Raw genomic sequence first — 21,649 nt, 5'->3', positions numbered from 1 at the left:
TTGCCGGCAGGAAGAGAAAGGGGAAGAAGGATGAATAACGAGAATCAGACAAAGGGAAGGGCAGCAGCGCTTTTGCCGATCGGCGTTTTTCTGGTGATTTTTCTGGGCGCAGGGATCGTGTTTGACGATTTCTATGCAATGCCCGCCATAGTCGCGTTTTTGATCGCCTTGTTCGTGGCGTTTTTGCAGAACCGGAAGATGGGTTTTCAGGAGAAGATGAAGCTGATCGCAGGAGGAGTGGGAGAAGAGAACATTATTACCATGTGCCTGATCTTTCTGTGCGCGGGAGGATTTTCCGGGGCAGTGACAGCGGCAGGAGGGGTGGACAGTACGGTCAATCTTGGCCTTTCTCTGATCCCGGCCAATTTTGCTGTAGCGGGACTGTTTGTGATCGGCTGCTTTATCTCTGTATCCATGGGCACCTCCATGGGAACGATCGCGGCTCTTGCTCCAATTGCGGTGGGCATCAGTGAGCAGACCGGTTTTTCCATGGCAGTCTGCATTGCGGCAGTTGTGTGCGGGGCTATGTTTGGCGACAACCTTTCCATGATTTCGGATACAACGATCGCGGCGGTAAAGACACAGGGATGTGAGATGAAGGATAAGTTTAAGTCAAATTTCCTGATCGTTCTGCCGGCAGCCATCATCACCATCGTATTTTTCTGCGTTATCACCATGGGCTCTAGTTACAAGAACGGATCGGAGCTGGAGTATAATCTCTGGGAAGTGCTGCCCTATATTGTTGTGCTTGTGGGAGCTCTCATCGGGATCAATGTGTTCCTTGTCCTGATCAGCGGGATCGTAATCTCTCTGATCGTAGGGGTGGCGATGGGAAACATTGCGTTGTCTGAAATGTTCAGCGTGGTAGGCGATGGTGTGACTTCCATGTATGATATCACGGTGATCTCCATTGTCGTGGCATGTATCGTATCACTTGTGAAAGCCGGCGGCGGAATCCAGTTTATTCTGGACCTGATCAGGAGCAGGATACGCGGTCAAAAGGGCGCGCAGGGCGGGATCGCGCTGCTTGCTCTTCTGGTGGATATGTGTACGGCCAATAATACAGTGGCGATTGTTATGGCCGGTCCCATTGCCAAAGAGATCAGTGATGAGTACGGGGTGGATCCGAAGCGTTCTGCATCCCTTCTGGACATGTTTACTTCCGTGGGACAGGGCCTGATCCCATATGGGGCTCAGCTGTTATCGGCAGCTACTCTGACCGGACTTACGCCTCTGGATATGATGCCCTATCTGGTATATCCTATACTGATGGCAGTGTGCGGAGTGTTTGCTATTATGTTGAGCGGGAAAAGCAGAAGAATATAATTTTATGATCATAAGTTCAGAATTGCACGATAACAGGTAACTGTGATATAATTCAGGACAGCGGCGGCATACCTGTAAGGATTTGGGAAATGAGTCCGCCAACCCTGAAGAAAAAGAGGATAAAACGATGAATCTATTATACAACAGTACAAGGAATTCAGAAAAGAAAGTGACTGCATCAGAGGCTGTTTTAAAAGGACTTGCGGATGACGGAGGTCTTTATGTGCCGGAGTATATTCCGAAACTGGATGTGTCTTTGGAGGAACTGAAAGGGATGTCCTACCAGGAGACGGCTTATGCGGTAATGAAACAGTTTTTTACAGATTTTACAGAGGAAGAACTGCGGCACTGTATCAACAGCGCCTATGACTCAAAGTTTGATACAGAGGTTATCGCGCCTCTTGTCAAGGTGGGAGATACTTATCATCTGGAGCTGTTTCACGGTGCCACCATTGCTTTTAAAGATATGGCCCTGTCTATACTGCCTCATCTCCTTACCACAGCTGCGAAGAAGAATCATGTATCCAATGAGATCGTTATCCTGACCGCCACATCCGGCGACACAGGAAAAGCCGCGCTGGCAGGATTCGCGGATGTGCCGGGGACAAAGATTATCGTGTTCTATCCGAAGGGCGGTGTGAGCCGGATCCAGGAACTGCAGATGGTGACCCAGAAAGGGGACAATACAGCTGTAGTCGCTATCCATGGCAACTTTGACAATGCCCAGAATGGCGTGAAGGCCATATTTGAAGACCGGGAGCTTGCAGGAGAGCTGGCGGCGGCAGGCTATCAGTTTTCCTCCGCGAATTCGATTAATATCGGACGTCTTGTTCCGCAGATCGTCTACTATGTATATGCATACGCAAAACTTCTTGAGAATGAGGAGATCACATCCGAAGAGGAGATCAATGTGACAGTACCTACCGGGAATTTCGGAAATATCCTGGCGGCATATTATGCGAAGAAAATGGGTGTACCCATCGGGAAGCTGATCTGTGCTTCCAATGAGAATAAGGTACTTTTTGATTTCTTTCAGACAGGAGTTTACGACAGGAACCGTGACTTTATCCTGACGTCATCTCCCTCTATGGACATCCTGATCTCCAGCAACCTGGAGCGTCTGATCTACACGATCGCAGAGCAGGATGCCGGGAAGGACGCAGAGCTTATGGAACTGCTGAAGGACAAGGGCGTCTATGAGATCACACCTGCCATGAAAGAGAAGCTGGCAGATTTTGTGGGTGGGTATGCCACGGAAGAAGAGTGCGCCCAAACCATACGCAGGACGTATGAGCGTACAGGTTACGTAATGGATACGCATACTTCCGTCGCGGCCTCTGTTTGTTCCAGATATCGGAAGGACAGCAAAGACGGGCGGAAATGTCTGGTGGCGTCCACGGCAAGCCCGTACAAGTTTATCCACAGTGTAATGACAGCGATTGATGAGAAGAAATACGCCGAGGCGGATGAATTCAGTCTCATTGATGAACTGAGCCGTATATCCGGAACAACGATCCCGAAAGCCATTGAGGAGATCCGGAAGGCTCCGGTCAGACATAAAAGAGAATGTGACGCGGAAGATATGAAACAAACAGTGAAAGAGATTCTTGGGATATAAGGAGCGGAAAAAACAATGGACAGTGTCTGGGGATTTATTGGAATTATGGTATTTATCTGCGGGATATATGCCGTATATGCGTTTGTGAAGATGAAAGCGACAGGTGAGGTAAGCGAGACGCTTCTTCTGGGAAAAGAGTACAGATATAAAAAATGCAAAGACAAGGAAGCCTATATCAGAAAAGCCGGCCCGGCCCTTTTGATATTCGGGATCACAGCGGTAATATACGGAGGCATCGACATTGTCCACTGCTATATATATCCGATGGCCGTAGTGGATATGGTGGGAATGGTAGTGTTTCTGTGCGTGCTGATCTGGTTTGGAATCTATACAACGAAGGTCAAAAATGAATATTACTGAAATAAATGCTGCCGGGCTGATCCAGGCTGCTTTGCTGGCCCGTGAAAATTCATACAGTCCCTATTCTCATTTCCGGGTAGGAGCGGCTCTGCTCTGTACGGACGGGAAGATATATTCGGGATGCAACATAGAGAACCGTGCCTACGGCCCTACGAACTGCGCGGAGAGAACAGCTTTTTTTAAGGCAGTATCCGAAGGGGAGAGAGAATTTCTGGCCATTGCGATAGTTGGCGGAGAAGATGCTCCGGTCTGGTGTTATCCTTGCGGGGTGTGCCGGCAGGTAATGGCGGAGTTCTGTCAGGCGGACAGTTTCAGAGTCATCTGCGCCAGATCGGTGTCAGAATACAAAGAATACACTCTTGGAGAACTTCTTCCGGAAATGTTTTAGGCAAGTTGAAAATGTAGAATATTTAACGATCAGAGAGAGCGGGAATACCTGATACAGCTGATCAGGAGAGCGTAGATACCATAAAAATGAATTAAAATGCAAGATTTTAAATAAAATCTTGCATTTTTTATGCCAAAATCAACAAACATTGCGGAAATTGACTGGATTGTATGAATTTAAATGCAAAAAAACCTTCAGATAAAAGAAAAAGTTGGAAAAGATTATTGTTGATTTTTTGCCAATAGTTTTGTATAATGAGAACTGTACCTACGTCAGAGGATATTTCAGTATATCTGGCGGCAAATACTATAGAAAGAGAGAGGTAAAGAGTAATATGTCAAAGATTGATTTAACTCAGTATGGTATTACCGGAACTACAGAAATTGTTTACAATCCTTCTTACGAGATGCTGTTTGAAGAAGAGACAAACCCGAACCTGGAAGGCTATGATAAGGGCCAGGTAAGTGAGCTCGGTGCAGTTAACGTTATGACAGGTATTTATACAGGACGTTCCCCGAAAGACAAATACATTGTAATGGATGAGAATTCGAAAGACACAGTATGGTGGACTTCCGACGAGTACAAAAACGACAACCATCCGGCAAGCCAGGAGGCGTGGAGCGCGGTAAAAGATCTTGCTATTAAGGAACTCTCCAACAAGAGACTTTTCGTGATCGATGCGTTCTGCGGAGCGAATAAAGACACACGTATGTCCATCCGTTTTATTATGGAAGTAGCCTGGCAGGCTCATTTTGTAAAGAACATGTTCATCCGTCCGACAGAGGAGGAACTTGAGAACTTTACACCGGACTTTGTCGTATACAATGCGTCAAAGGCAAAAGTAGAGAACTACAAAGAGCTGGGATTAAGATCTGAGACAGCGGTTATGTTCAATATCACAACACGTGAGCAGGTGATCGCGAATACATGGTACGGCGGAGAGATGAAGAAAGGTATGTTCTCCATGATGAACTATTATCTGCCGCTGAAGGGCATCGCTTCCATGCACTGCTCAGCAAACACAGATATGAACGGCGAGAATACAGCCATCTTCTTCGGCCTTTCCGGAACAGGAAAGACGACACTGTCCACAGATCCGAAGAGACTTCTCATCGGAGATGACGAGCACGGCTGGGATGACAACGGGATCTTTAACTTTGAGGGTGGATGCTACGCGAAAGTCATCGATCTGGACAAAGATTCTGAGCCGGATATTTATAATGCTATCAAGAGAAACGCTCTTCTTGAGAATGTTACACTTGACGCGGATGGAAAAATTGATTTTACAGACAAGAGTGTGACAGAGAATACACGTGTATCTTATCCGATCGACCACATTGAGAAGATCGTGCGCCCGGTATCCGCAGCTCCGGCGGCAAAGAATGTGATCTTCCTGTCCGCTGACGCTTTCGGCGTACTTCCTCCGGTATCTGTACTGACTCCGGAGCAGACAGAGTACTACTTCCTGTCCGGATTTACGGCAAAACTGGCAGGAACAGAGCGTGGTATCACAGAGCCGACACCGACCTTCTCTGCATGCTTTGGACAGGCGTTCCTGGAGCTGCACCCGACGAAATACGCGGAAGAGCTTGTTAAGAGAATGAAGGAGAGCGGAGCAAAGGCTTACCTCGTAAATACAGGATGGAACGGTACAGGCAAACGTATCTCCATCAAAGACACACGTGGCATTATTGACGCGATCTTAAGCGGAGCGATCCTGGACGCGCCGACAAAGAAGATCCCGTTCTTCAACTTTGAGGTTCCGACAGAACTGCCGGGCGTTGATCCCGCGATCCTTGATCCGCGTGACACATACGCTGAAGCTTCCGAGTGGGAGACAAAGGCGAAAGATCTTGCCGCAAGATTCGTGAAGAACTTCAAGAAATATGAGAGCAATGAGCTTGGAAAAGCCCTGGTGGCAGCAGGCCCGCAGGAGTGATCCGGTTCTGTTTGGAAATCTGTGAAAAATAAAAAGGGACTGTGTTCTGTCTGAAAACAGAGCATACTGATGAGCGGATGAGTGCTGCCTGTCAGTATGCTGGCGACGGGACATGGTCCCTTTTTCTCGGGATGCTTTTTTGACCGGGAAGTCGGAAAATCAGCTAATTTTCATCCGGATCAAAAAAGTCTCTCAGTTTTTCAATCGCGCTTTTTTCGATCCTGGAGACGTAAGAGCGGGAAATACCAAGCTGTCTGGCAATTTCCCGCTGGGTGTATTCCTCTCCGTTATAAAGCCCATATCGCATTTTTAAAACGAGCTTTTCTCTTTTAGAAAGCTCGTTTTCAACTTTTTCATACAGCTTCTGTATATTTTCTTTCAGGTAGATTTTATCGGGGACATCTGCCTCATCCGTTTCGATGATGTCATAGAGCCTGATCTCATTACCCTCCCTGTCCGTACCGATCGGTTCATACAGAGAGATTTCTTTTGAGGCCTTTTTCCTGGAACGCAGGTGCATCAATATTTCATTTTCCACGCATCGGGAAGCATATGCGGCAAGACGGTTTCCTTTGTCCGGATTAAAAGTGACGACTGCTTTGATCAGTCCGATGGTTCCTATCGAGATCAGATCATCGGGATCTTCCTCCAGATTTTGATATTTTTTGATCACATGGGCTACAAGTCTTAAGTTTCGTTCGATCAGTATGTGCTTTGCTTCGAGGTCTCCCTCTGTATATCTCTGGATGTAATACTTCTCTTCCGAAGGAGTGAGGGGGTTGGGAAATGATTTCAAGACGGCACCTCTTAGCACATTTGATATAGTGTATGAAACGATTCCGGGGATTGTGCTTTTCCACAAGAAAGAAGGACATCCGGTATCTCGGTCTTGACATCCGCAGCCGCGTAGGCTATGATGGACGTACATTCTTGGGAAAGTCTTTTCCCGGAGATCTTACCGCCTGCGGTCGTTTGTTATGACGGCAGGGTGTCTGGCTGTATCGGCCGGATTTCACTTTTATCAACAGATCAGTGGTGTTTGTACGGGTGATTATTTACAGGGAACTCAAGAGAAAGGAGCGCAGATGAGTTTCAGCACAATTTTATCCGCATCCATCGAAGGACTTGGAGTGGAATTTGTCCATGTGGAGGCGGATGTCTCAAATGGACTGCCGGTATTTCACATGGTAGGCTATCTGTCCTCTGAGGTAAAAGAGGCAGGAGAGCGGGTAAGGACCGCGATCAGAAATTCGGGGTTCGAATATCCGGCGAAACGTACGGTGATCAATTTATCACCGGCTACTCTGAGAAAGAGAGGAGCATCTTTTGACCTGCCTATCGCCGCGGCAATCCTGATGTCTCTCGGGCAGATCAGTGCGGAGGCAGTGAAAAACTGCCTGATCATAGGGGAACTGGGCCTTGACGGAAAAGTCAGAAAAGTACCGGGAATCCTGCCTGTAGCGCTGAAAGCAAAAGAGGCAGGGATATCCTGCTGTGTTGTTCCATGGGAAAACGCGGCGGAGGGGGCTCTTGTAGAAGGCATGCGGGTGATAGGAGTAAAGAGTCTTGAGGAGACAGCGGCAGTTTTAAGAGGCGAAAGGAAGGCGGGGATTATTCCGGCAAAGCGCAGTCAGGAGATTTCAGAGGAAACAGGTCCCGATTTTAAAGAGATACGTGGGCAGGAAAATGTAAGAAGAGCCGCGGAGATCGCGGTCGCGGGCGGCCATAATCTGCTTATGATCGGTCCGCCTGGAAGCGGAAAGTCTATGACGGCAAAGTGTATTGCAGGGATACTTCCTCCCTTAAGCCTGGAAGAGAGTATGGAGATCACAAGAGTTTACAGTGTCCTGGGCATGCTGGACGAACAGGCTCCTTTGATCCGCAGAAGGCCCTTCCGGGAAGTGCATCATGCGGTTACCCGGGCGGCTCTGACCGGAGGCGGGATCATTCCCCGACCAGGAGAGATCAGCCTTGCCCATCGAGGAGTCCTTTTTCTGGATGAACTGCCGGAGTTCAAAAAACCGGTCCTGGAAGTACTGCGCCAGCCGCTGGAAGATCGAAAGATCCAGATATCAAGAACGTACGGCACCTACAGTTTTCCGGCAGATTTTATCCTTGTGGCGGCAATGAATCCCTGTCCCTGCGGATGCTATCCGGATCTGGAGAAATGTACCTGTACACCGTCCCAGATCCAGGCATATTTAAACAGGATAAGCAGACCGTTTCTGGACCGGATTGATCTGTGTGTAGAGGCGGCAAGAGTAAACTATAAAGACCTGGCAGAAGAGGAAAACAAAGAAGGCTCAGAAGAGATCAGGAAACGGGTGTGTCAGGTGAGAAAACTCCAGGAGGAGCGTTATCAGGGAACAGAGATCAGAAATAATTCCATGCTGGAAGGAAAAGATCTTAAGAAATACTGTGCGCTGGGCAGCAGCGAACAGGCCCTGATGGAACGGGCATTTACTGCCATGGGGATGACGGCCCGTACCTACCACAGGGTCATCAGGACCGCAAGGACTATCGCTGATCTGGATCGCTCGGAACAAATTAAGGAGAGGCATCTGAAGGAAGCGATCGGGTACCGGATGATAGACAGGAGATACTGGGGGAGATAAAGAATGAAATATGAATACTGGCTGGCACGGATCAAAGGGATACCGATGAAAAAGAAATGCCTTCTGCGGGATAAATTGAAGACAGCAGAAGCGGTTTATTATATAGAAGATACGCGATTACAAAAATTGAGGTTCTTGAATGAGCAGGAACAAAATAGAATTATGCAGGCAAAGAAAATAAAAAATCCGGAGGCTGAATATGAAAAGCTGCGTGAGAAAGGAATTCGATTCCTCCCATGGTTTTCTCCCGGGTATCCCCAAAGACTCCGTGAGATACCTGATTTTCCGTATGCGCTCTATGTAAAGGGAAAACTGCCTGATGAAGAAGGAAAAAAAGTGGCCATTGTAGGGGCCAGACGCTGTACTCCATACGGAGAAAAATATGCGGTGGATTTTGCCAGAGTACTGGCTGAGCACGGTGTGGAGATCATCAGCGGGATGGCCAGAGGGGTTGACGGAATGGGACACCGGGGCGCGCTTCTGGGCGGTGGAAGGACTTATGCGGTGCTTGGTTCAGGAGTGGATGTGTGCTATCCGAAGGAATATATCGGACTTTACAGAGATATTCTGGATCACGGAGGGGGGATCGTATCAGAACAGCCTCCGGGTACACCGCCCTTCCCCCAGAACTTTCCTGCCCGTAACCGGATTATCAGCGGAATGTCAGATACCGTCCTGGTAATGGAAGCAGGAAGAAAAAGCGGATCTCTGATCACGGTAGATATGGCCCTGGAGCAGGGAAGAGACGTCTATGCGCTCCCGGGGCCGGTGAACAGCCTTATGAGCGATGGGTGTAACCGGCTGATCCGGCAGGGCGCCGGGGTGCTTCTGTCACCAGAGGAACTGGTAAAAGAGTGGAATCTGGCGGCCGAAAATGAGACAGTCGAAGAGAAAAAGAGGGGATCTGCAGAGGGCAAAAAGACTGATAAAAATGAAAAAATGCTTGAAAGTCCAGAAAAATTGGTGTATAGTTGCCTTGGCTTTTATCCGAAGAGTATAGATCAGCTTATATCGGATACTGAACTGAGCGCGAAAGAGCTCATGGAGCATTTGGTATCCCTTGAATTACAGGGATATGTAAGAGAAATTTCAAAGAATCATTATGTCCGGGCATAAGGCCGCCGGGATGGAGGAATTTAGTTTATGGCACATTATCTTGTTATCGTAGAATCGCCTGCCAAAGTAAAGACGATCAAAAAATTTCTGGGGAGCAGCTACACGGTCGCGGCGTCTCAGGGACATGTCCGCGATCTGCCGAAGAGTTCACTCGGCATCGATATCGAACATGATTATGAACCCAAATATATCACGATACGTGGGAAAGGCGATATACTCGCGGCTTTAAGGAAGGAAGTAAAAAAGTCGGACAAAGTGTACCTTGCCACTGACCCTGATCGGGAAGGGGAGGCCATTTCATGGCATCTGGCGGCTGCTCTGAAGCTGGATGAAAAAAAGATGAGGCGCATTACGTTCAATGAGATTACGAAAAACGCAGTAAAAGCGTCGCTGAAATCTCCCAGAGATATCGATATGAACCTGGTCAATGCCCAGCAGGCCAGACGTGTGCTGGACCGTATGGTGGGATACCGCATCAGTCCGCTCCTTTGGGCGAAAGTAAAGAGAGGCCTGAGCGCGGGGCGTGTCCAGTCGGTAGCACTTCGTCTGGTGGCAGACAGGGAAGACGAGATCAATGCGTTTATTCCGGAGGAATACTGGACACTGGACGCGATCCTGAAAGTAAAGGGAGAAAAGCGCCCTCTTACCGCGAAATTCTACGGTACGGACAAGAAAAAACTGACCATCCGTTCCGGGGAGGAATTAAAAGAAATCTTAAAAAAGATAGAAAATGCCGAATTTAAGATCACAGACATAAAGACAGGTGAACGGATCCGGAAAGCGCCGCTTCCATTCACCACCAGTACCCTTCAGCAGGAAGCGGCAAAGGCACTGAATTTTGGCACTCAGAAGACCATGCGGATCGCGCAGCAGTTGTATGAGGGGATTGATATCAAGGGCAACGGGACTGTCGGTGTCATCACTTATCTTCGTACAGACTCCACCAGGATCGCGGACGAGGCAGATGCGGCGGCCAGAGACTACATCTCATCCGCTTATGGAAAAGAATATACAGTGGCGGGCAGCAGAAATCAAAATGACAGCAAAAAGATCCAGGACGCGCATGAGGCGATTCGTCCTACAGACATCACGAGGACTCCGGCCTCGCTGAAGGATTCTCTGACAAGGGATCAGTTCCGTCTGTATCAGCTTATCTGGAAACGATTTGTGGCAAGTCGCATGGCTCCTGCCCGTTATGAGGTGATCTCCGTGAAAATCGGAGCGGATATGTATTGTTTTACGGTGTCCACCTCCAAAGTGCTGTTTGACGGATTCCATACCGTATATACAGAAGCGGATGAGGAAAAAGAAGAGAGTAATGTTCTTGTAGGGAATCTGACGATGGATTCCGTTCTGTCCAGAGAAAAATTTGATCCGAAACAGCATTTTACTCAGCCTCCGGCCCACTACACAGAGGCCAGTCTGGTCAAGGAACTGGAGGAGCTGGGCATCGGACGGCCAAGCACTTACGCGCCGACCATTTCTATCATCCTGGGGCGCAGATATGTGATCAAGGAGGCAAAGAATCTCTACATCACCGAATTGGGTGAAGTAGTGAACAATATGATGAAACAGTCCTTCCCCAGTATTGTGGATGTGAATTTTACCGCCAATATGGAGGGTCTGCTGGATATGGTGGCAGAGGGAAAGGTTGAGTGGAAAGAAGTGATCCGGAACTTTTACCCGGATCTGGATGAAGCGGTCCGGAAAGCGGAAAAAGAACTGGAGAGTGTAAAGATTGAAGATGAAGTAACAGACGTTATCTGTGAAGAATGCGGCCGCAACATGGTCATTAAGTATGGCCCGCACGGGAAATTTCTTGCCTGTCCGGGATTCCCGGAATGCCGGAATACAAAGCCTTACCTGGAAAAGATCGGAGTACCCTGTCCGATGTGCGGGAAAGAAGTAGTGATCCGCAAAACAAAGAAAGGCAGAAAGTATTACGGGTGCGAAAATAATCCGGAATGCGAGTTCATGTCCTGGCAGAAACCATCGAAGGAAAAATGTCCGGAATGCGGCGGATACATGCTGGAGAAAGGCAATAAACTGGTCTGCGCGGATGAGAAATGCGGTTATGTGACAGTCCTGGACCAGAAAAAACAATAAAAACCATACAGAATAAATAAATTGTATTGTTATTCCTGAAATTGTATGATAATATAATTCTGTCTCTTTATTTATTTGAATTTGTCTATACAATTGAAAAGTATACAAAAAAGTATACAGATCAGGATGCGGAGGAAGTAATGAGCGTACAACTGTTGGATAAAACAAGAAAAATCAACAAGCTGCTGCACAATAATAATTCGAGTAAGGTTGTGTTTAATGATATCTGTGCGGTTCTCACAGAGATCCTTGACTCAAATGTGCTGGTCGTAAGCAGAAAGGGCAAGATACTCGGAGTGGGGAAAGGTCCTGAAGTGAAAGAAATTCATGAACTTATCACAGAATCAGTGGGGTCCCATATCGATGAGATGCTGAATGAGAGATTGCTGAGTATCCTTTCAACGAAAGAAAATGTAAATCTTGAAACTCTGGGATTTTCTCCGGAAGCAGTGGAGGGATACCAGGCGATCATCACACCGATAGATATTGCCGGAGAAAGACTGGGGACACTGTTCATTTACAAACAAGGTTCCACTTATTCTATTGATGATATCATACTCAGTGAGTATGGTACTGCTGTAGTTGGCCTTGAGATGCTCCGTTCTGTCAATGAAGAAAACGCGGAGGAGACAAGAAAGGAACATATCGTACAGTCTGCCATAAGTACACTTTCCTTTTCTGAACTGGAGGCGATTATGCATATCTTTGACGAGCTGGGAGGGACCGAAGGGATCCTTGTGGCGAGCAAAGTCGCGGACCGTGTTGGAATTACCCGCTCTGTTATCGTCAACGCGCTGCGTAAGTTTGAGAGCGCGGGGGTGATCGAGTCCCGTTCATCAGGGATGAAGGGTACATATATCAAAGTTCTGAATGAATATGTGTTTGCCGAGCTTGATAAGATCAAAAAAGAGCGTATGTGATCAGGAGGCAGGCTGTTATGTATGAAGGCAATCCTGTAGATCTTCGGATGGAAAAGAACATTTCGGCGGACGGCATTTTTGATGATTCTACCCGCCAGTGCAGGGTCCATAAATATGACCCGGAAGAGGATAATATTTATCTGGAGCTTAAGGAAGATGAATTGACGGCCATTTCTCTGGACGCGAAGTACCGGTGCTATATATCCACAAAGACTGAATTACTGTATTGTACAGGTGTGGTAAAGGAGCGGTACTGCATGGAAAATAAAAATCTCCTGAAGTTCCGGATCGAAAACGGTTTTTATAATGTATATGAAGGAAAAAGTATTGCAAAGCGTGCCTGAGCGGCACGCTTTTTATGATGGGAAAACAGTATAATTACGAATCCGTAAAAGGTTCTTTATAAAAACCTCATAAACTGTGTTGACAAATCGAGAGCAGAGTGCTATTTTATATTCATGAGGTTTAGCACTCGAAAGAAATGAGTGCTAATAAACAAAGCTTAAGGAGGAATTACAATGAAGTTAGTACCTTTGGGTGACAAAATTGTTTTAAAACAGTTAGAAGCAGAAGAGACGACAAAGTCCGGTATCGTGCTCCCGGGACAGGCGAAAGAAAAACCGCAGGAAGCAGAAGTTATCGCTGTGGGACCCGGCGGAAATATAGATGGCAAAGAAGTCGTTATGCAGGTGAAAGTCGGAGAGAAGGTTATTTATTCTAAATATGCCGGAACAGAAGTGGAACTTGACGGCGAGGAATACATTATCGTAAAACAGAACGACATTCTTGCGATTGTGAGTGAATAATTAAAGAATAAAGGAGATGTTCAGAGATGGCAAAGGAAATCAAATACGGAGCTGAAGCCAGGGCAGCACTGGAAAAAGGCGTTGATAAACTGGCAGATACAGTAAAGGTAACACTTGGACCAAAGGGAAGGAATGTAGTCCTTGACAAATCTTTCGGCGCGCCGCTGATCACGAACGACGGCGTTACGATCGCCAAAGAGATCGAGCTGGAAGACGGATTTGAGAATATGGGAGCACAGCTGATCAGAGAAGTAGCTTCCAAGACGAATGATGTGGCCGGAGACGGTACAACGACAGCGACTGTTCTGGCACAGGCTATGGTGCATGAAGGAATGAAGAACCTGGAAGCAGGCGCGAACCCGATCGTACTGAGAAAAGGTATGAAGAAGGCCACAGACAAGGCTGTTGAGGCGATCCAGGCTATGAGCAGCAAAGTAAAGGGCAAGGAGCAGATCGCAAGAGTTGCCACAGTTTCTTCCGGAGATGAAGAAGTAGGAAAGATGGTGGCCGATGCAATGGAGAAGGTCTCCAATGACGGTGTTATTACTATTGAAGAGTCCAAGACGATGCAGACAGAGCTGGATCTTGTAGAAGGAATGCAGTTTGACCGCGGATATATTTCCGCTTACATGGCAACAGATATGGAGAAGATGGAGGCAGTCCTGGACGATCCGTATATCCTGATCACAGACAAGAAGATCTCCAATATTCAGGATATCCTTCCGATCCTTGAGCAGATCGTACAGTCCGGAGCAAGACTTCTTATCATCGCAGAGGATATTGAAGGAGAAGCTCTTACGACTCTGATCGTCAACAAGCTGCGCGGAACATTCAATGTAGTCGCAGTGAAAGCTCCGGGATACGGCGACAGGAGAAAAGAAATGCTTCAGGATATCGCGATCCTGACAGGCGGGCAGGTTATCTCTGAGGAGCTTGGCCTTGAGCTGAAAGAAACAACGATGGAACAGCTTGGACGGGCAAAATCCGTTAAAGTACAGAAAGAAAATACTGTTATCGTTGACGGATGCGGATCTAAGGATGCGATCAACGACAGAATCAGCCAGATCAAGGTGGCTATTGAAGAGACAACTTCTGATTTTGACAGAGAGAAGCTTCAGGAAAGACTCGCAAAACTGTCAGGCGGCGTAGCGGTTATACGTGTAGGCGCGGCTACAGAGACTGAGATGAAAGAAGCAAAGCTTCGTATGGAGGACGCTCTGAATGCTACAAGGGCAGCGGTAGAAGAAGGTATCATCGCAGGCGGCGGTTCCGCGTATATCCATGCTGCCAAGGAAGTGGCAGAGCTGGCAGAGACTCTGGAAGGAGACGAGAAGACAGGCGCAAAGATCATTCTGAAGGCTCTGGAAGCTCCTCTGTATCAGATCGCTGAAAATGCCGGTCTTGAGGGTGCGGTTATCGTTAATAAAGTAAAAGAGTCAAAACCGGGCAGAGGATTTGACGCATATGAAGAAAAATATGTGGATATGGTCAGAAAGGGAATCCTTGATCCGGCCAAGGTTACAAGAAGCGCTCTGCAGAACGCCACAAGCGTAGCTTCCACACTGCTCACGACAGAGTCAGTGGTAAGCACGATCAAAGAGTCGGCACCGGCAGTTCCGGCAGGCGGCGCAGGCGGAATGGGTATGATGTAATTTCACACCGTTGATAAAGTATAAAGCAAAAAGGACGTATAGCCAGAGGGCTGTACGTCCTTTTCCGGGTCTGGGGACAGCATACATTACAGATACAAATCGGTAATGCCGGACAGAATAACGCGTTCCTCGAATTTGTCTTATAATAGATTGTCTGATATAATCAACAATTGAGAATGAAAATGACTGCCTGATAAAACAGGCAGAAAATAAAGGAACAAAGAAATTTAACATGATTAAAGCAGTATTTTTCGATATTGACGACACCCTGTTCTCTCACGAACTGGGGAGAGTGCCATACAGCGCAAGAGCCGCTGTAAGACAACTGAGGGAAAATGGTATAAAAGTTTTTGTGTCTACCGGCAGGCACACGGCCGAGCTGGAGCAGCTGACGTTAGACGGAATGGATTTCGACGGATACATTACCCTGAATGGGCAGCTGTGTCTGGACGGCAGGAAGAAATTTTTGTGGGGCGCTCCGTTTGACAGAGAAATGACAGAACGGCTTGTATCCATATTTCATTCGGGGAAGATCCCCCTCATATTAATCGAGGAAGGCCGGTTTTATATTAACAAGATCGACCAGACTGTGCGGGAAGCCCAGGCAGAAATATCCACTCCGCTTCCGGATATGGGGGAATACAGTGGCCAGCCGCTGTATCAGGCCATTGCTTATCTTGAAAAAGACGGACAGGACAGAATAGAAAGGGATCTTGGGTCCGACTGCAAAATCACCCACTGGAGCAGCAGAGCCATTGATATTATTCCGGCCGGAGGGGGAAAGGCGAGAGGCATGGAGTATTTTATGAGGAAACTGGGGTTCCTGCCCAGTGAGACAATGGCCTTTGGAGATGCTGAAAATGACATTGACATGCTCAAATATGCGGGGATCGGAGTTGCTATGGGAAACGCAGAAGAAAGAGTCAGATATTCTGCGGATTATGTGACAGAAAGAGCGGATCAGGATGGGATCCGGCGCGCTCTGGAACACTTTCATATGATCCGGGAGGAAAACTGTTGACATACGGATTGAATTTCTGTAGTATATCAGGTAAAAGTTTTACATATGTGGATTCAAAAGAAAGAGAGGTCAGACAAAATGGGAAAGATTATTGGGGAAGGAATTACTTTTGATGATGTACTGCTTATCCCGGCATATTCCGAAGTAATTCCAAATGAGGTGGATCTGTCAACCGATCTGACGAAAAAGATCAGGCTGAACATTCCGATGATGAGCGCAGGTATGGACACAGTGACTGAGCACCGGATGGCTATCGCCATGGCGCGCCAGGGCGGTATAGGAATCATACATAAGAATATGTCTATCGAGGCGCAGGCAGAGGAGGTTGACAAGGTAAAGAGATCAGAGAATGGCGTGATCACGGATCCGTTTTATCTGTCTCCGGAGAATACTCTGGAGGATGCCAATAATCTGATGGCAAAATTCCGTATCTCGGGAGTCCCGATCACAGAGGGACGTAAGCTTGTAGGAATCATTACAAACCGTGACCTGAAATTTGAAGAAGACTTCTCAAAAAAAATAAAAGAATCCATGACCTCAGAAGGACTGATCACCGCGAAAGAGGGGATCACTCTTGAGGAGGCGAAGAAGATCCTGGCAAAGGCAAGGAAGGAAAAACTTCCTATTGTAGATGATGAAGGCAATCTGAAAGGACTTATCACGATAAAAGATATTGAGAAACAGATCAAGTATCCTTTGTCCGCCAAGGACTCCCAGGGCCGCCTTCTCTGTGGGGCTGCCATCGGTATCACTGCGAACTGTCTGGAGCGTGTGGCTGAACTCGTGAGGGCAAAAGTAGATGTGATCGTGATGGATTCAGCACATGGCCATTCTGCAAATGTTCTCCGCACGGTACGCATGGTAAAAGAGCAGTATCCGGACCTTCAGGTGATCGCGGGAAATGTGGCTACAGGAGAGGGCGCAAAAGCGCTTATCGAGGCAGGTGTGGACGCGGTGAAGGTAGGGATCGGTCCGGGTTCCATCTGTACGACCCGTGTGGTAGCCGGTATCGGTGTTCCCCAGATTACGGCAGTCATGAACTGTTATGAGGCGGCGAGAGAATATGGAATCCCGGTCATCGCGGATGGCGGCATTAAATATTCCGGCGATATGACAAAAGCGATTGCGGCCGGGGCCAATGTATGCATGATGGGAAGTATTTTCGCGGGCTGCGATGAGAGTCCGGGAACTTTTGAACTGTATCAGGGAAGAAAATATAAAGTATATCGTGGAATGGGATCGATCGCGGCAATGGAAAACGGAAGCAAAGACCGTTATTTCCAGGAAAACGCGAAGAAATTGGTGCCGGAAGGCGTAGAAGGCCGCGTGGCATATAAAGGAACAGTGGAGGATACTGTTTTCCAGCTCATGGGCGGGCTGCGTTCCGGTATGGGTTACTGTGGTACGCACACTATAGAAGAACTGAAAGCAAACGGCAGGTTTATGAAGATTTCTGCCGCGTCATTGAAGGAAAGCCATCCTCATGACATCCATATTACAAAAGAAGCACCCAATTACAGTGTAGATGAGTAAAAGATGTCAGGGTCAATATTAAAAGAATAAAAGGGAGCATTCACGCGCAGCGTCCGGCAGAGTGTAACTGCCGGACGCTGCGCTTTGGCAGAAAGCTTTAAAAATTTATAAGAGTTTTTTCACCATACGGAAATATTTCTGTGTTATGATTCAATGATGGGAAATATCTGTCCGGCATATATACTGTAGCGGCAGATAACACAAATGATGGCAGCGAGGCATACAGATGGGTTCATACAGAAGAAACAGAAGAGGAAAAACAGTTCGCAAAAAAGAGGATATCAGGCGAAAATATGCCGCGGGAGGCCTGCTTATTCTTGTAATCCTGACGATCGTGCTGGGAATCCGGTCCTGTGTATCCGGGAGAGGATATCAGGTAGACGTGGACGCGTCACAACCGGAGATCGATGTGCAGCTGCTTGACGTAAATCCATTTTCCAGACCGGGGATTGAGAGCGACGGGATCACAGGAATTGTGATCCATTATACTGCGAATCCCGGAAGTACGGCCCAGGAGAACCGGGACTATTTTAATGGTCTTCAGTATTCTCAGGAAACAGAAGCCAGCAGCAATTTTATAGTCGGTCTGGAAGGCGAGATCATTCAGTGTGTTCCCACATGGGAGGTGGCCTACGCCTCCAATGAGAGGAATTCTGATACGGTCTCCATAGAAGTCTGCCATCCTGATGAGACAGGAAAATTTACAGAGGAAACGTATCGGTCACTCGTGCAGCTTACATCATGGCTGTGCGTAAAATTCGGACTTTCAGAAGAGGATGTAATCCGTCATTATGACGTCACCGGAAAAATCTGCCCCAAGTATTTTGTGGAAGATGAGAATGCGTGGGAGGATTTCAGGACAGATGTAGGAAGGGCGATCCAAAAGACTCAGACATAGGGGAGAAAGGCCCGGATTCTATGTTGCGAAGTGATGGGAAAGTTGCTATACTGTACTGGTCAGACTGAAGATGGAGGTTCAAAATGAACGATTTGGAAATGTACAGGGAGCAGCTGGCTATCTGTGACGATAAGATCATAGATGCCCTTGTAGAGAGAAACGCCATCATCGAAAAGATCATGGCATATAAAGAGAAATATGGCATGCCGATCCTGCAGCCGGCACAGGAGGCAAAACAGCAGAAAAGGCTGGATGAAAAACTTAAGGAAAACAAGTACCGGGAAGAGATACAGGATGTCTTTGCCAGAATCTTAAGAAACAGTAAACGGATCCAGGCCAGGAAGCTTTTTTCTTATAATATAGTGCTGATCGGTTTTATGGGAGCCGGGAAATCCACGATCGCTGATTATCTGAGTACAATGTTTGACATGAAACTGGTGGAGATGGATCAGGAGATTTCTGACAGGGAAGAAATGAGTATTCCGGATATTTTTGCCACTTACGGCGAAGAATATTTCAGGAATCTGGAAACAGAACTGCTGAGAGAACTGCAGACCGGCAGAAACTGCATTATTTCCTGCGGAGGAGGAGCAGCGCTTCGCAGTGAGAATGTAGTGGAAATGAAAAAGAACGGGAGAGTAGTCCTCCTGACTGCAAGCCCGGAGACCATCTACGAGCGGGTCAAAGACGGCAATGACAGACCACTGTTGAACGGTAATAACAGCGTGGAATTTATTGCGGATATGATGGAAAAACGCCGGGAAAAATACGAAGAGGCCGCGGATATCGTAGTACAGACCGATGACAAGACGATCCTGCAGATCTGTGAGGAACTGATCACAAAATTAACGGAGTTGGATGGATAATAATGTTTGAAAGATTTTTTCCGGATGATTATATGGTATCCACGTATAAGATCCCTTTTGAAAAATTGTATGAGAAAGGCTACAGAGGGGTGATCTTTGACATTGATAATACACTCGTGCCTCATGGAGCGCCGGCGGATGAACGGGCGAAGAAACTGTTTAAAAGGCTGGAAAAGATCGGATTTGCCTCCTGCCTGATCTCAAACAACCGGGAGGCCAGGGTAAAAATGTTTAATCAGGAGATCAGAACAAATTATATTTACAATGCTCACAAGCCATCCACGAAAAATTATATCAGAGCTATGGAGATCATGGGGACTGACAGGACGAATACCGTGTTTGTCGGTGATCAGCTTTTCACGGATGTCTGGGGGGCAAAGAGAGCAGGGATTTACAATATTCTCGTAAAGCCTATCCATCCGAAAGAAGAGATACAGATCGTACTGAAACGCCGCCTTGAACAGATTGTCCTTCATTTCTATAAAAAAAGATTGAAAAATAAGGAAGATTAAGGTAGAATTATAAAGTGGAGCGCCGGGAAGGCGCGTGATCGAAGGAGGAAGATAAATGGTCGCAGCAGGTGATTTTAAGAACGGTATTACAGTAGAGATAGACGGTAATATTTATCAGATTTTGGAATTCCAGCATGTAAAACCCGGAAAAGGAGCAGCCTTTGTCAGGACAAAGTTAAAAAATATCATCAGCGGAGGCGTTGTGGAAAAGACATTCCGTCCCACTGAGAAGTTTGAGAACGCGCATATTGACAGGAAAGAGATGCAGTATCTGTATAAAGACGGTGATCTTTATAACTTTATGGATGTGGAGACATATGATCAGATCGCTCTGAATTCAGATGTTGTCGGAGACGCTTTGAAATTCGTAAAAGAGAATGAGACTGTGAAGATCTGTTCTCACAAAGGTAATGTATTTTCTGTTGAACCCCCACTTTTTGTAGAACTGGCGATCACAGAGACAGAGCCGGGATTCAAAGGCGACACAGCGCAGGGAGCAACAAAGCCGGCTACGGTGGAAACCGGGGCTACTGTTAATGTCCCTCTGTTCTGTGAGACTGGCGATGTACTGAAGATCGATACCCGTACAGGTGAATATCTGTCAAGAGTCTGACTGAACGCGGCGGACGGATGATCATACGGATTCCGGACCGGTTACCCCTCAGACGGAGCCTCATAAGAGGACCGTCTGAGGGGCATTTTGTTTTTCCGGAAATGGCTTTTAGAAGACAGGATAACAGGATATACTCATACTATTGGAAAAAAAGAAAAGCGATCAAAGAAAACCTGGAGGAACAGATATGGAGACAAGATTATCGGAAGGGCAGATCAGAACCTATCTGGAACATCTGAAACTGGAAGAAAAGAGCGGCGCGACGATTGAAAAATATGCCCGTGATCTTAGATGTTTTACAGCTTTTGCGGGCAAACGGGTACTGGAGAAATCCCTGATCATGGAGTACAAAGACTGGCTGCGTGAACATTACGCTGTGACCAGTGCCAACAGCATGCTAGCTGCGGTCAACGGATTTTTGCGATTTGCCGGATTGGCCGGCAGCTGTGTGCGGCAGTTTAAAATACAGAGAGAAACTTTCCGGCCCGGTGAAAAAGAACTGACAAAACAAGAGTATATGCGGCTGGTGAATACAGCACGGAATCAGAAGAGCTTAAGGCTGAGCCTGATCCTGCAGACGATCTGCGCCACCGGGATCCGGGTCAGTGAACTGAAGTATATTACTGTGGAGGCAGCACGTCAGGGGCAGGTGCAGGTGTCCTGCAAGGGAAAGAACCGTACAGTATTTCTGCCGCCGAAATTGCGGAACATGTTGCGGCAATATGCCCGGGAAAAGGGGATTACAGAAGGTGTACTTTTTCTTAGCAGAACGGGACGGCCGGTAAGCCGGCATACAGTCTGGAGGGAAATGAAGGAACTGTGCGAAAGAGCCGGCGTGGAACAGGGAAAGGTATTTCCTCATAATCTCAGGAGGCTTTTTGCCAGAACATTTTACGGAATTGAGAAAGACATTGCTAAACTGGCAGATCTTCTGGGTCACTCCAGTATCGATACGACCCGGATTTATATTATGTCCACCGGGGCAGAACACAGGAGAAAAGTAGAGAGGATGCAATTGGTCCTCTGAAAAAGAGCAGAAGACTAAAACGCAACATAATGTGCGTTATGTTGCGTTAAACTGAGGGGACAGAGCACTTTTCTAATAATTTATATGTAAATGATAGTATACAGAGCCTGAAAAGTCAATCTGAAAGATCCAGGGCGGGAGGCTTTTACATAGATATGGCGAATAGCGGACATGACAAATAGACCTTTTCCCAGGGAAACCTCAAATATAGAGAAAAGGTCTTATTGTTATACCCAAAAACGTCTGTAATCTCCTCGGGATATAAGAAGAACAGAGCAAAAGCAGAGCATTACGCAACATAACGCACATTATGTAACATAAGTTCTGAAGGCC

General features: G+C 47.2%; 20 protein-coding genes. 19 read left to right on the top strand and 1 reads right to left on the bottom strand.

The features are described from left to right. Positions 1 to 30: 30 nt before the first annotated feature. From BQ7367_RS14030 to pckA, 5 genes are all read left to right on the top strand, one after another. A complete protein-coding gene (locus tag BQ7367_RS14030) occupies positions 31 to 1,326 on the top strand; it encodes a Na+/H+ antiporter NhaC family protein (RefSeq protein WP_072526002.1) in 1,296 nt (431 codons plus the stop codon). Between the two features lie 127 nt (positions 1,327 to 1,453). Continuing rightward, positions 1,454 to 2,944 carry a threonine synthase gene (gene thrC, locus BQ7367_RS14025; protein ID WP_072526001.1) on the top strand — a complete coding sequence of 497 codons (1,491 nt, stop codon included), beginning with the start codon at positions 1,454 to 1,456 and terminating at the stop codon, positions 2,942 to 2,944. Between the two features lie 15 nt (positions 2,945 to 2,959). Continuing rightward, positions 2,960 to 3,304, top strand: a complete 345-nt coding sequence (locus BQ7367_RS14020) for a hypothetical protein (protein ID WP_072526000.1) — start codon at positions 2,960 to 2,962, stop codon at positions 3,302 to 3,304. Next, entirely contained in the window at positions 3,291 to 3,692 is a 402-nt protein-coding gene (locus BQ7367_RS14015; RefSeq protein WP_072525999.1) for a cytidine deaminase, read from the top strand. Before BQ7367_RS14020 ends, BQ7367_RS14015 begins: the two co-directional genes overlap by 14 nt. 334 nt (positions 3,693 to 4,026) lie before the next feature. Next, positions 4,027 to 5,631, top strand: coding sequence for a phosphoenolpyruvate carboxykinase (ATP) (pckA, locus tag BQ7367_RS14010; protein WP_072525998.1), 1,605 nt, complete (start codon positions 4,027 to 4,029; stop codon positions 5,629 to 5,631). A 163-nt stretch (positions 5,632 to 5,794) separates the two neighbouring features. Here pckA and sigK read toward each other — a convergent pair whose 3' ends face one another. Beyond that, complete coding sequence (gene sigK, locus BQ7367_RS14005; RefSeq protein WP_072525997.1) at positions 5,795 to 6,427, bottom strand: RNA polymerase sporulation sigma factor SigK; 633 nt, start codon at positions 6,425 to 6,427, stop codon at positions 5,795 to 5,797. Positions 6,428 to 6,608: 181 nt separating this feature from the next. On the opposite strand from sigK, the gene BQ7367_RS14000 reads away from it, so the two are divergent. From BQ7367_RS14000 to BQ7367_RS13935, 14 genes are all read left to right on the top strand, one after another. Continuing rightward, positions 6,609 to 8,246: a YifB family Mg chelatase-like AAA ATPase gene (locus tag BQ7367_RS14000; RefSeq protein WP_143142993.1), complete on the top strand. Its 1,638-nt coding sequence runs from the start codon at positions 6,609 to 6,611 to the stop codon at positions 8,244 to 8,246. Positions 8,247 to 8,249: 3 nt separating this feature from the next. Further along, positions 8,250 to 9,362 (top strand): DNA-processing protein DprA, encoded by a 1,113-nt coding sequence (gene dprA, locus BQ7367_RS13995; RefSeq protein WP_072525996.1) that lies wholly within the window; start codon positions 8,250 to 8,252, stop codon positions 9,360 to 9,362. 27 nt (positions 9,363 to 9,389) lie between these two features. Next, the gene (topA, locus tag BQ7367_RS13990) at positions 9,390 to 11,468 is read left to right on the top strand and encodes a type I DNA topoisomerase (protein WP_072525995.1); all 2,079 of its coding nucleotides are present in this window, start codon (positions 9,390 to 9,392) and stop codon (positions 11,466 to 11,468) included. 140 nt (positions 11,469 to 11,608) lie between these two features. Next, positions 11,609 to 12,388 carry a GTP-sensing pleiotropic transcriptional regulator CodY gene (gene codY, locus BQ7367_RS13985; RefSeq protein ID WP_072526240.1) on the top strand — a complete coding sequence of 260 codons (780 nt, stop codon included), beginning with the start codon at positions 11,609 to 11,611 and terminating at the stop codon, positions 12,386 to 12,388. Between the two features lie 17 nt (positions 12,389 to 12,405). Beyond that, on the top strand, positions 12,406 to 12,732 hold the full coding sequence (locus BQ7367_RS13980; RefSeq protein ID WP_072525994.1) for a hypothetical protein: 327 nt from the start codon (positions 12,406 to 12,408) through the stop codon (positions 12,730 to 12,732). 174 nt (positions 12,733 to 12,906) lie between these two features. Next, entirely contained in the window at positions 12,907 to 13,194 is a 288-nt protein-coding gene (locus BQ7367_RS13975) for a co-chaperone GroES (RefSeq protein ID WP_072525993.1), read from the top strand. A gap of 26 nt (positions 13,195 to 13,220) precedes the next feature. Beyond that, entirely contained in the window at positions 13,221 to 14,846 is a 1,626-nt protein-coding gene (gene groL / locus BQ7367_RS13970) for a chaperonin GroEL (RefSeq protein WP_072525992.1), read from the top strand. Positions 14,847 to 15,078: 232 nt separating this feature from the next. Continuing rightward, a complete protein-coding gene (locus BQ7367_RS13965; RefSeq protein WP_072525991.1) occupies positions 15,079 to 15,867 on the top strand; it encodes a Cof-type HAD-IIB family hydrolase in 789 nt (262 codons plus the stop codon). A 78-nt stretch (positions 15,868 to 15,945) separates the two neighbouring features. Next, on the top strand, positions 15,946 to 17,400 hold the full coding sequence (guaB, locus tag BQ7367_RS13960; RefSeq protein ID WP_072525990.1) for an IMP dehydrogenase: 1,455 nt from the start codon (positions 15,946 to 15,948) through the stop codon (positions 17,398 to 17,400). A gap of 226 nt (positions 17,401 to 17,626) precedes the next feature. Continuing rightward, the gene (locus tag BQ7367_RS13955; RefSeq protein ID WP_072525989.1) at positions 17,627 to 18,298 is read left to right on the top strand and encodes a peptidoglycan recognition protein family protein; all 672 of its coding nucleotides are present in this window, start codon (positions 17,627 to 17,629) and stop codon (positions 18,296 to 18,298) included. An 83-nt stretch (positions 18,299 to 18,381) separates the two neighbouring features. Further along, on the top strand, positions 18,382 to 19,164 hold the full coding sequence (locus BQ7367_RS13950) for a shikimate kinase (RefSeq protein ID WP_072525988.1): 783 nt from the start codon (positions 18,382 to 18,384) through the stop codon (positions 19,162 to 19,164). A gap of 2 nt (positions 19,165 to 19,166) precedes the next feature. Next, positions 19,167 to 19,676 (top strand): YqeG family HAD IIIA-type phosphatase, encoded by a 510-nt coding sequence (locus BQ7367_RS13945; protein WP_072525987.1) that lies wholly within the window; start codon positions 19,167 to 19,169, stop codon positions 19,674 to 19,676. Positions 19,677 to 19,731: 55 nt separating this feature from the next. After that, positions 19,732 to 20,289 carry an elongation factor P gene (gene efp, locus BQ7367_RS13940; protein ID WP_072525986.1) on the top strand — a complete coding sequence of 186 codons (558 nt, stop codon included), beginning with the start codon at positions 19,732 to 19,734 and terminating at the stop codon, positions 20,287 to 20,289. 187 nt (positions 20,290 to 20,476) lie between these two features. Next, positions 20,477 to 21,316 carry a tyrosine-type recombinase/integrase gene (locus BQ7367_RS13935; RefSeq protein WP_072525985.1) on the top strand — a complete coding sequence of 280 codons (840 nt, stop codon included), beginning with the start codon at positions 20,477 to 20,479 and terminating at the stop codon, positions 21,314 to 21,316. The last annotated feature ends 333 nt before the right edge of the window (positions 21,317 to 21,649 follow it).

Origin of the sequence: Clostridium sp. Marseille-P3244, assembly GCF_900120155.1 — a bacterium.
Classification (GTDB): domain Bacteria; phylum Bacillota; class Clostridia; order Lachnospirales; family Lachnospiraceae; genus Mediterraneibacter.
This window is presented reverse-complemented; position numbering and strand designations above follow the sequence as displayed.

What these genes read in the sequence shown, in the direction of transcription:
- BQ7367_RS14030 (WP_072526002.1), top strand. Translation starts at nt 31, where the DNA reads ATGAATAACGAGAATCAGACAAAGGGAAGGGCAGCAGCGCTTTTGCCG.
- thrC (WP_072526001.1), top strand. Translation starts at nt 1,454, where the DNA reads ATGAATCTATTATACAACAGTACAAGGAATTCAGAAAAGAAAGTGACT.
- BQ7367_RS14020 (WP_072526000.1), top strand. Translation starts at nt 2,960, where the DNA reads ATGGACAGTGTCTGGGGATTTATTGGAATTATGGTATTTATCTGCGGG.
- BQ7367_RS14015 (WP_072525999.1), top strand. Translation starts at nt 3,291, where the DNA reads ATGAATATTACTGAAATAAATGCTGCCGGGCTGATCCAGGCTGCTTTG.
- pckA (WP_072525998.1), top strand. Translation starts at nt 4,027, where the DNA reads ATGTCAAAGATTGATTTAACTCAGTATGGTATTACCGGAACTACAGAA.
- BQ7367_RS14000 (WP_143142993.1), top strand. Translation starts at nt 6,609, where the DNA reads ATGACGGCAGGGTGTCTGGCTGTATCGGCCGGATTTCACTTTTATCAA.
- dprA (WP_072525996.1), top strand. Translation starts at nt 8,250, where the DNA reads ATGAAATATGAATACTGGCTGGCACGGATCAAAGGGATACCGATGAAA.
- topA (WP_072525995.1), top strand. Translation starts at nt 9,390, where the DNA reads ATGGCACATTATCTTGTTATCGTAGAATCGCCTGCCAAAGTAAAGACG.
- codY (WP_072526240.1), top strand. Translation starts at nt 11,609, where the DNA reads ATGAGCGTACAACTGTTGGATAAAACAAGAAAAATCAACAAGCTGCTG.
- BQ7367_RS13980 (WP_072525994.1), top strand. Translation starts at nt 12,406, where the DNA reads ATGTATGAAGGCAATCCTGTAGATCTTCGGATGGAAAAGAACATTTCG.
- BQ7367_RS13975 (WP_072525993.1), top strand. Translation starts at nt 12,907, where the DNA reads ATGAAGTTAGTACCTTTGGGTGACAAAATTGTTTTAAAACAGTTAGAA.
- groL (WP_072525992.1), top strand. Translation starts at nt 13,221, where the DNA reads ATGGCAAAGGAAATCAAATACGGAGCTGAAGCCAGGGCAGCACTGGAA.
- BQ7367_RS13965 (WP_072525991.1), top strand. Translation starts at nt 15,079, where the DNA reads ATGATTAAAGCAGTATTTTTCGATATTGACGACACCCTGTTCTCTCAC.
- guaB (WP_072525990.1), top strand. Translation starts at nt 15,946, where the DNA reads ATGGGAAAGATTATTGGGGAAGGAATTACTTTTGATGATGTACTGCTT.
- BQ7367_RS13955 (WP_072525989.1), top strand. Translation starts at nt 17,627, where the DNA reads ATGGGTTCATACAGAAGAAACAGAAGAGGAAAAACAGTTCGCAAAAAA.
- BQ7367_RS13950 (WP_072525988.1), top strand. Translation starts at nt 18,382, where the DNA reads ATGAACGATTTGGAAATGTACAGGGAGCAGCTGGCTATCTGTGACGAT.
- BQ7367_RS13945 (WP_072525987.1), top strand. Translation starts at nt 19,167, where the DNA reads ATGTTTGAAAGATTTTTTCCGGATGATTATATGGTATCCACGTATAAG.
- efp (WP_072525986.1), top strand. Translation starts at nt 19,732, where the DNA reads ATGGTCGCAGCAGGTGATTTTAAGAACGGTATTACAGTAGAGATAGAC.
- BQ7367_RS13935 (WP_072525985.1), top strand. Translation starts at nt 20,477, where the DNA reads ATGGAGACAAGATTATCGGAAGGGCAGATCAGAACCTATCTGGAACAT.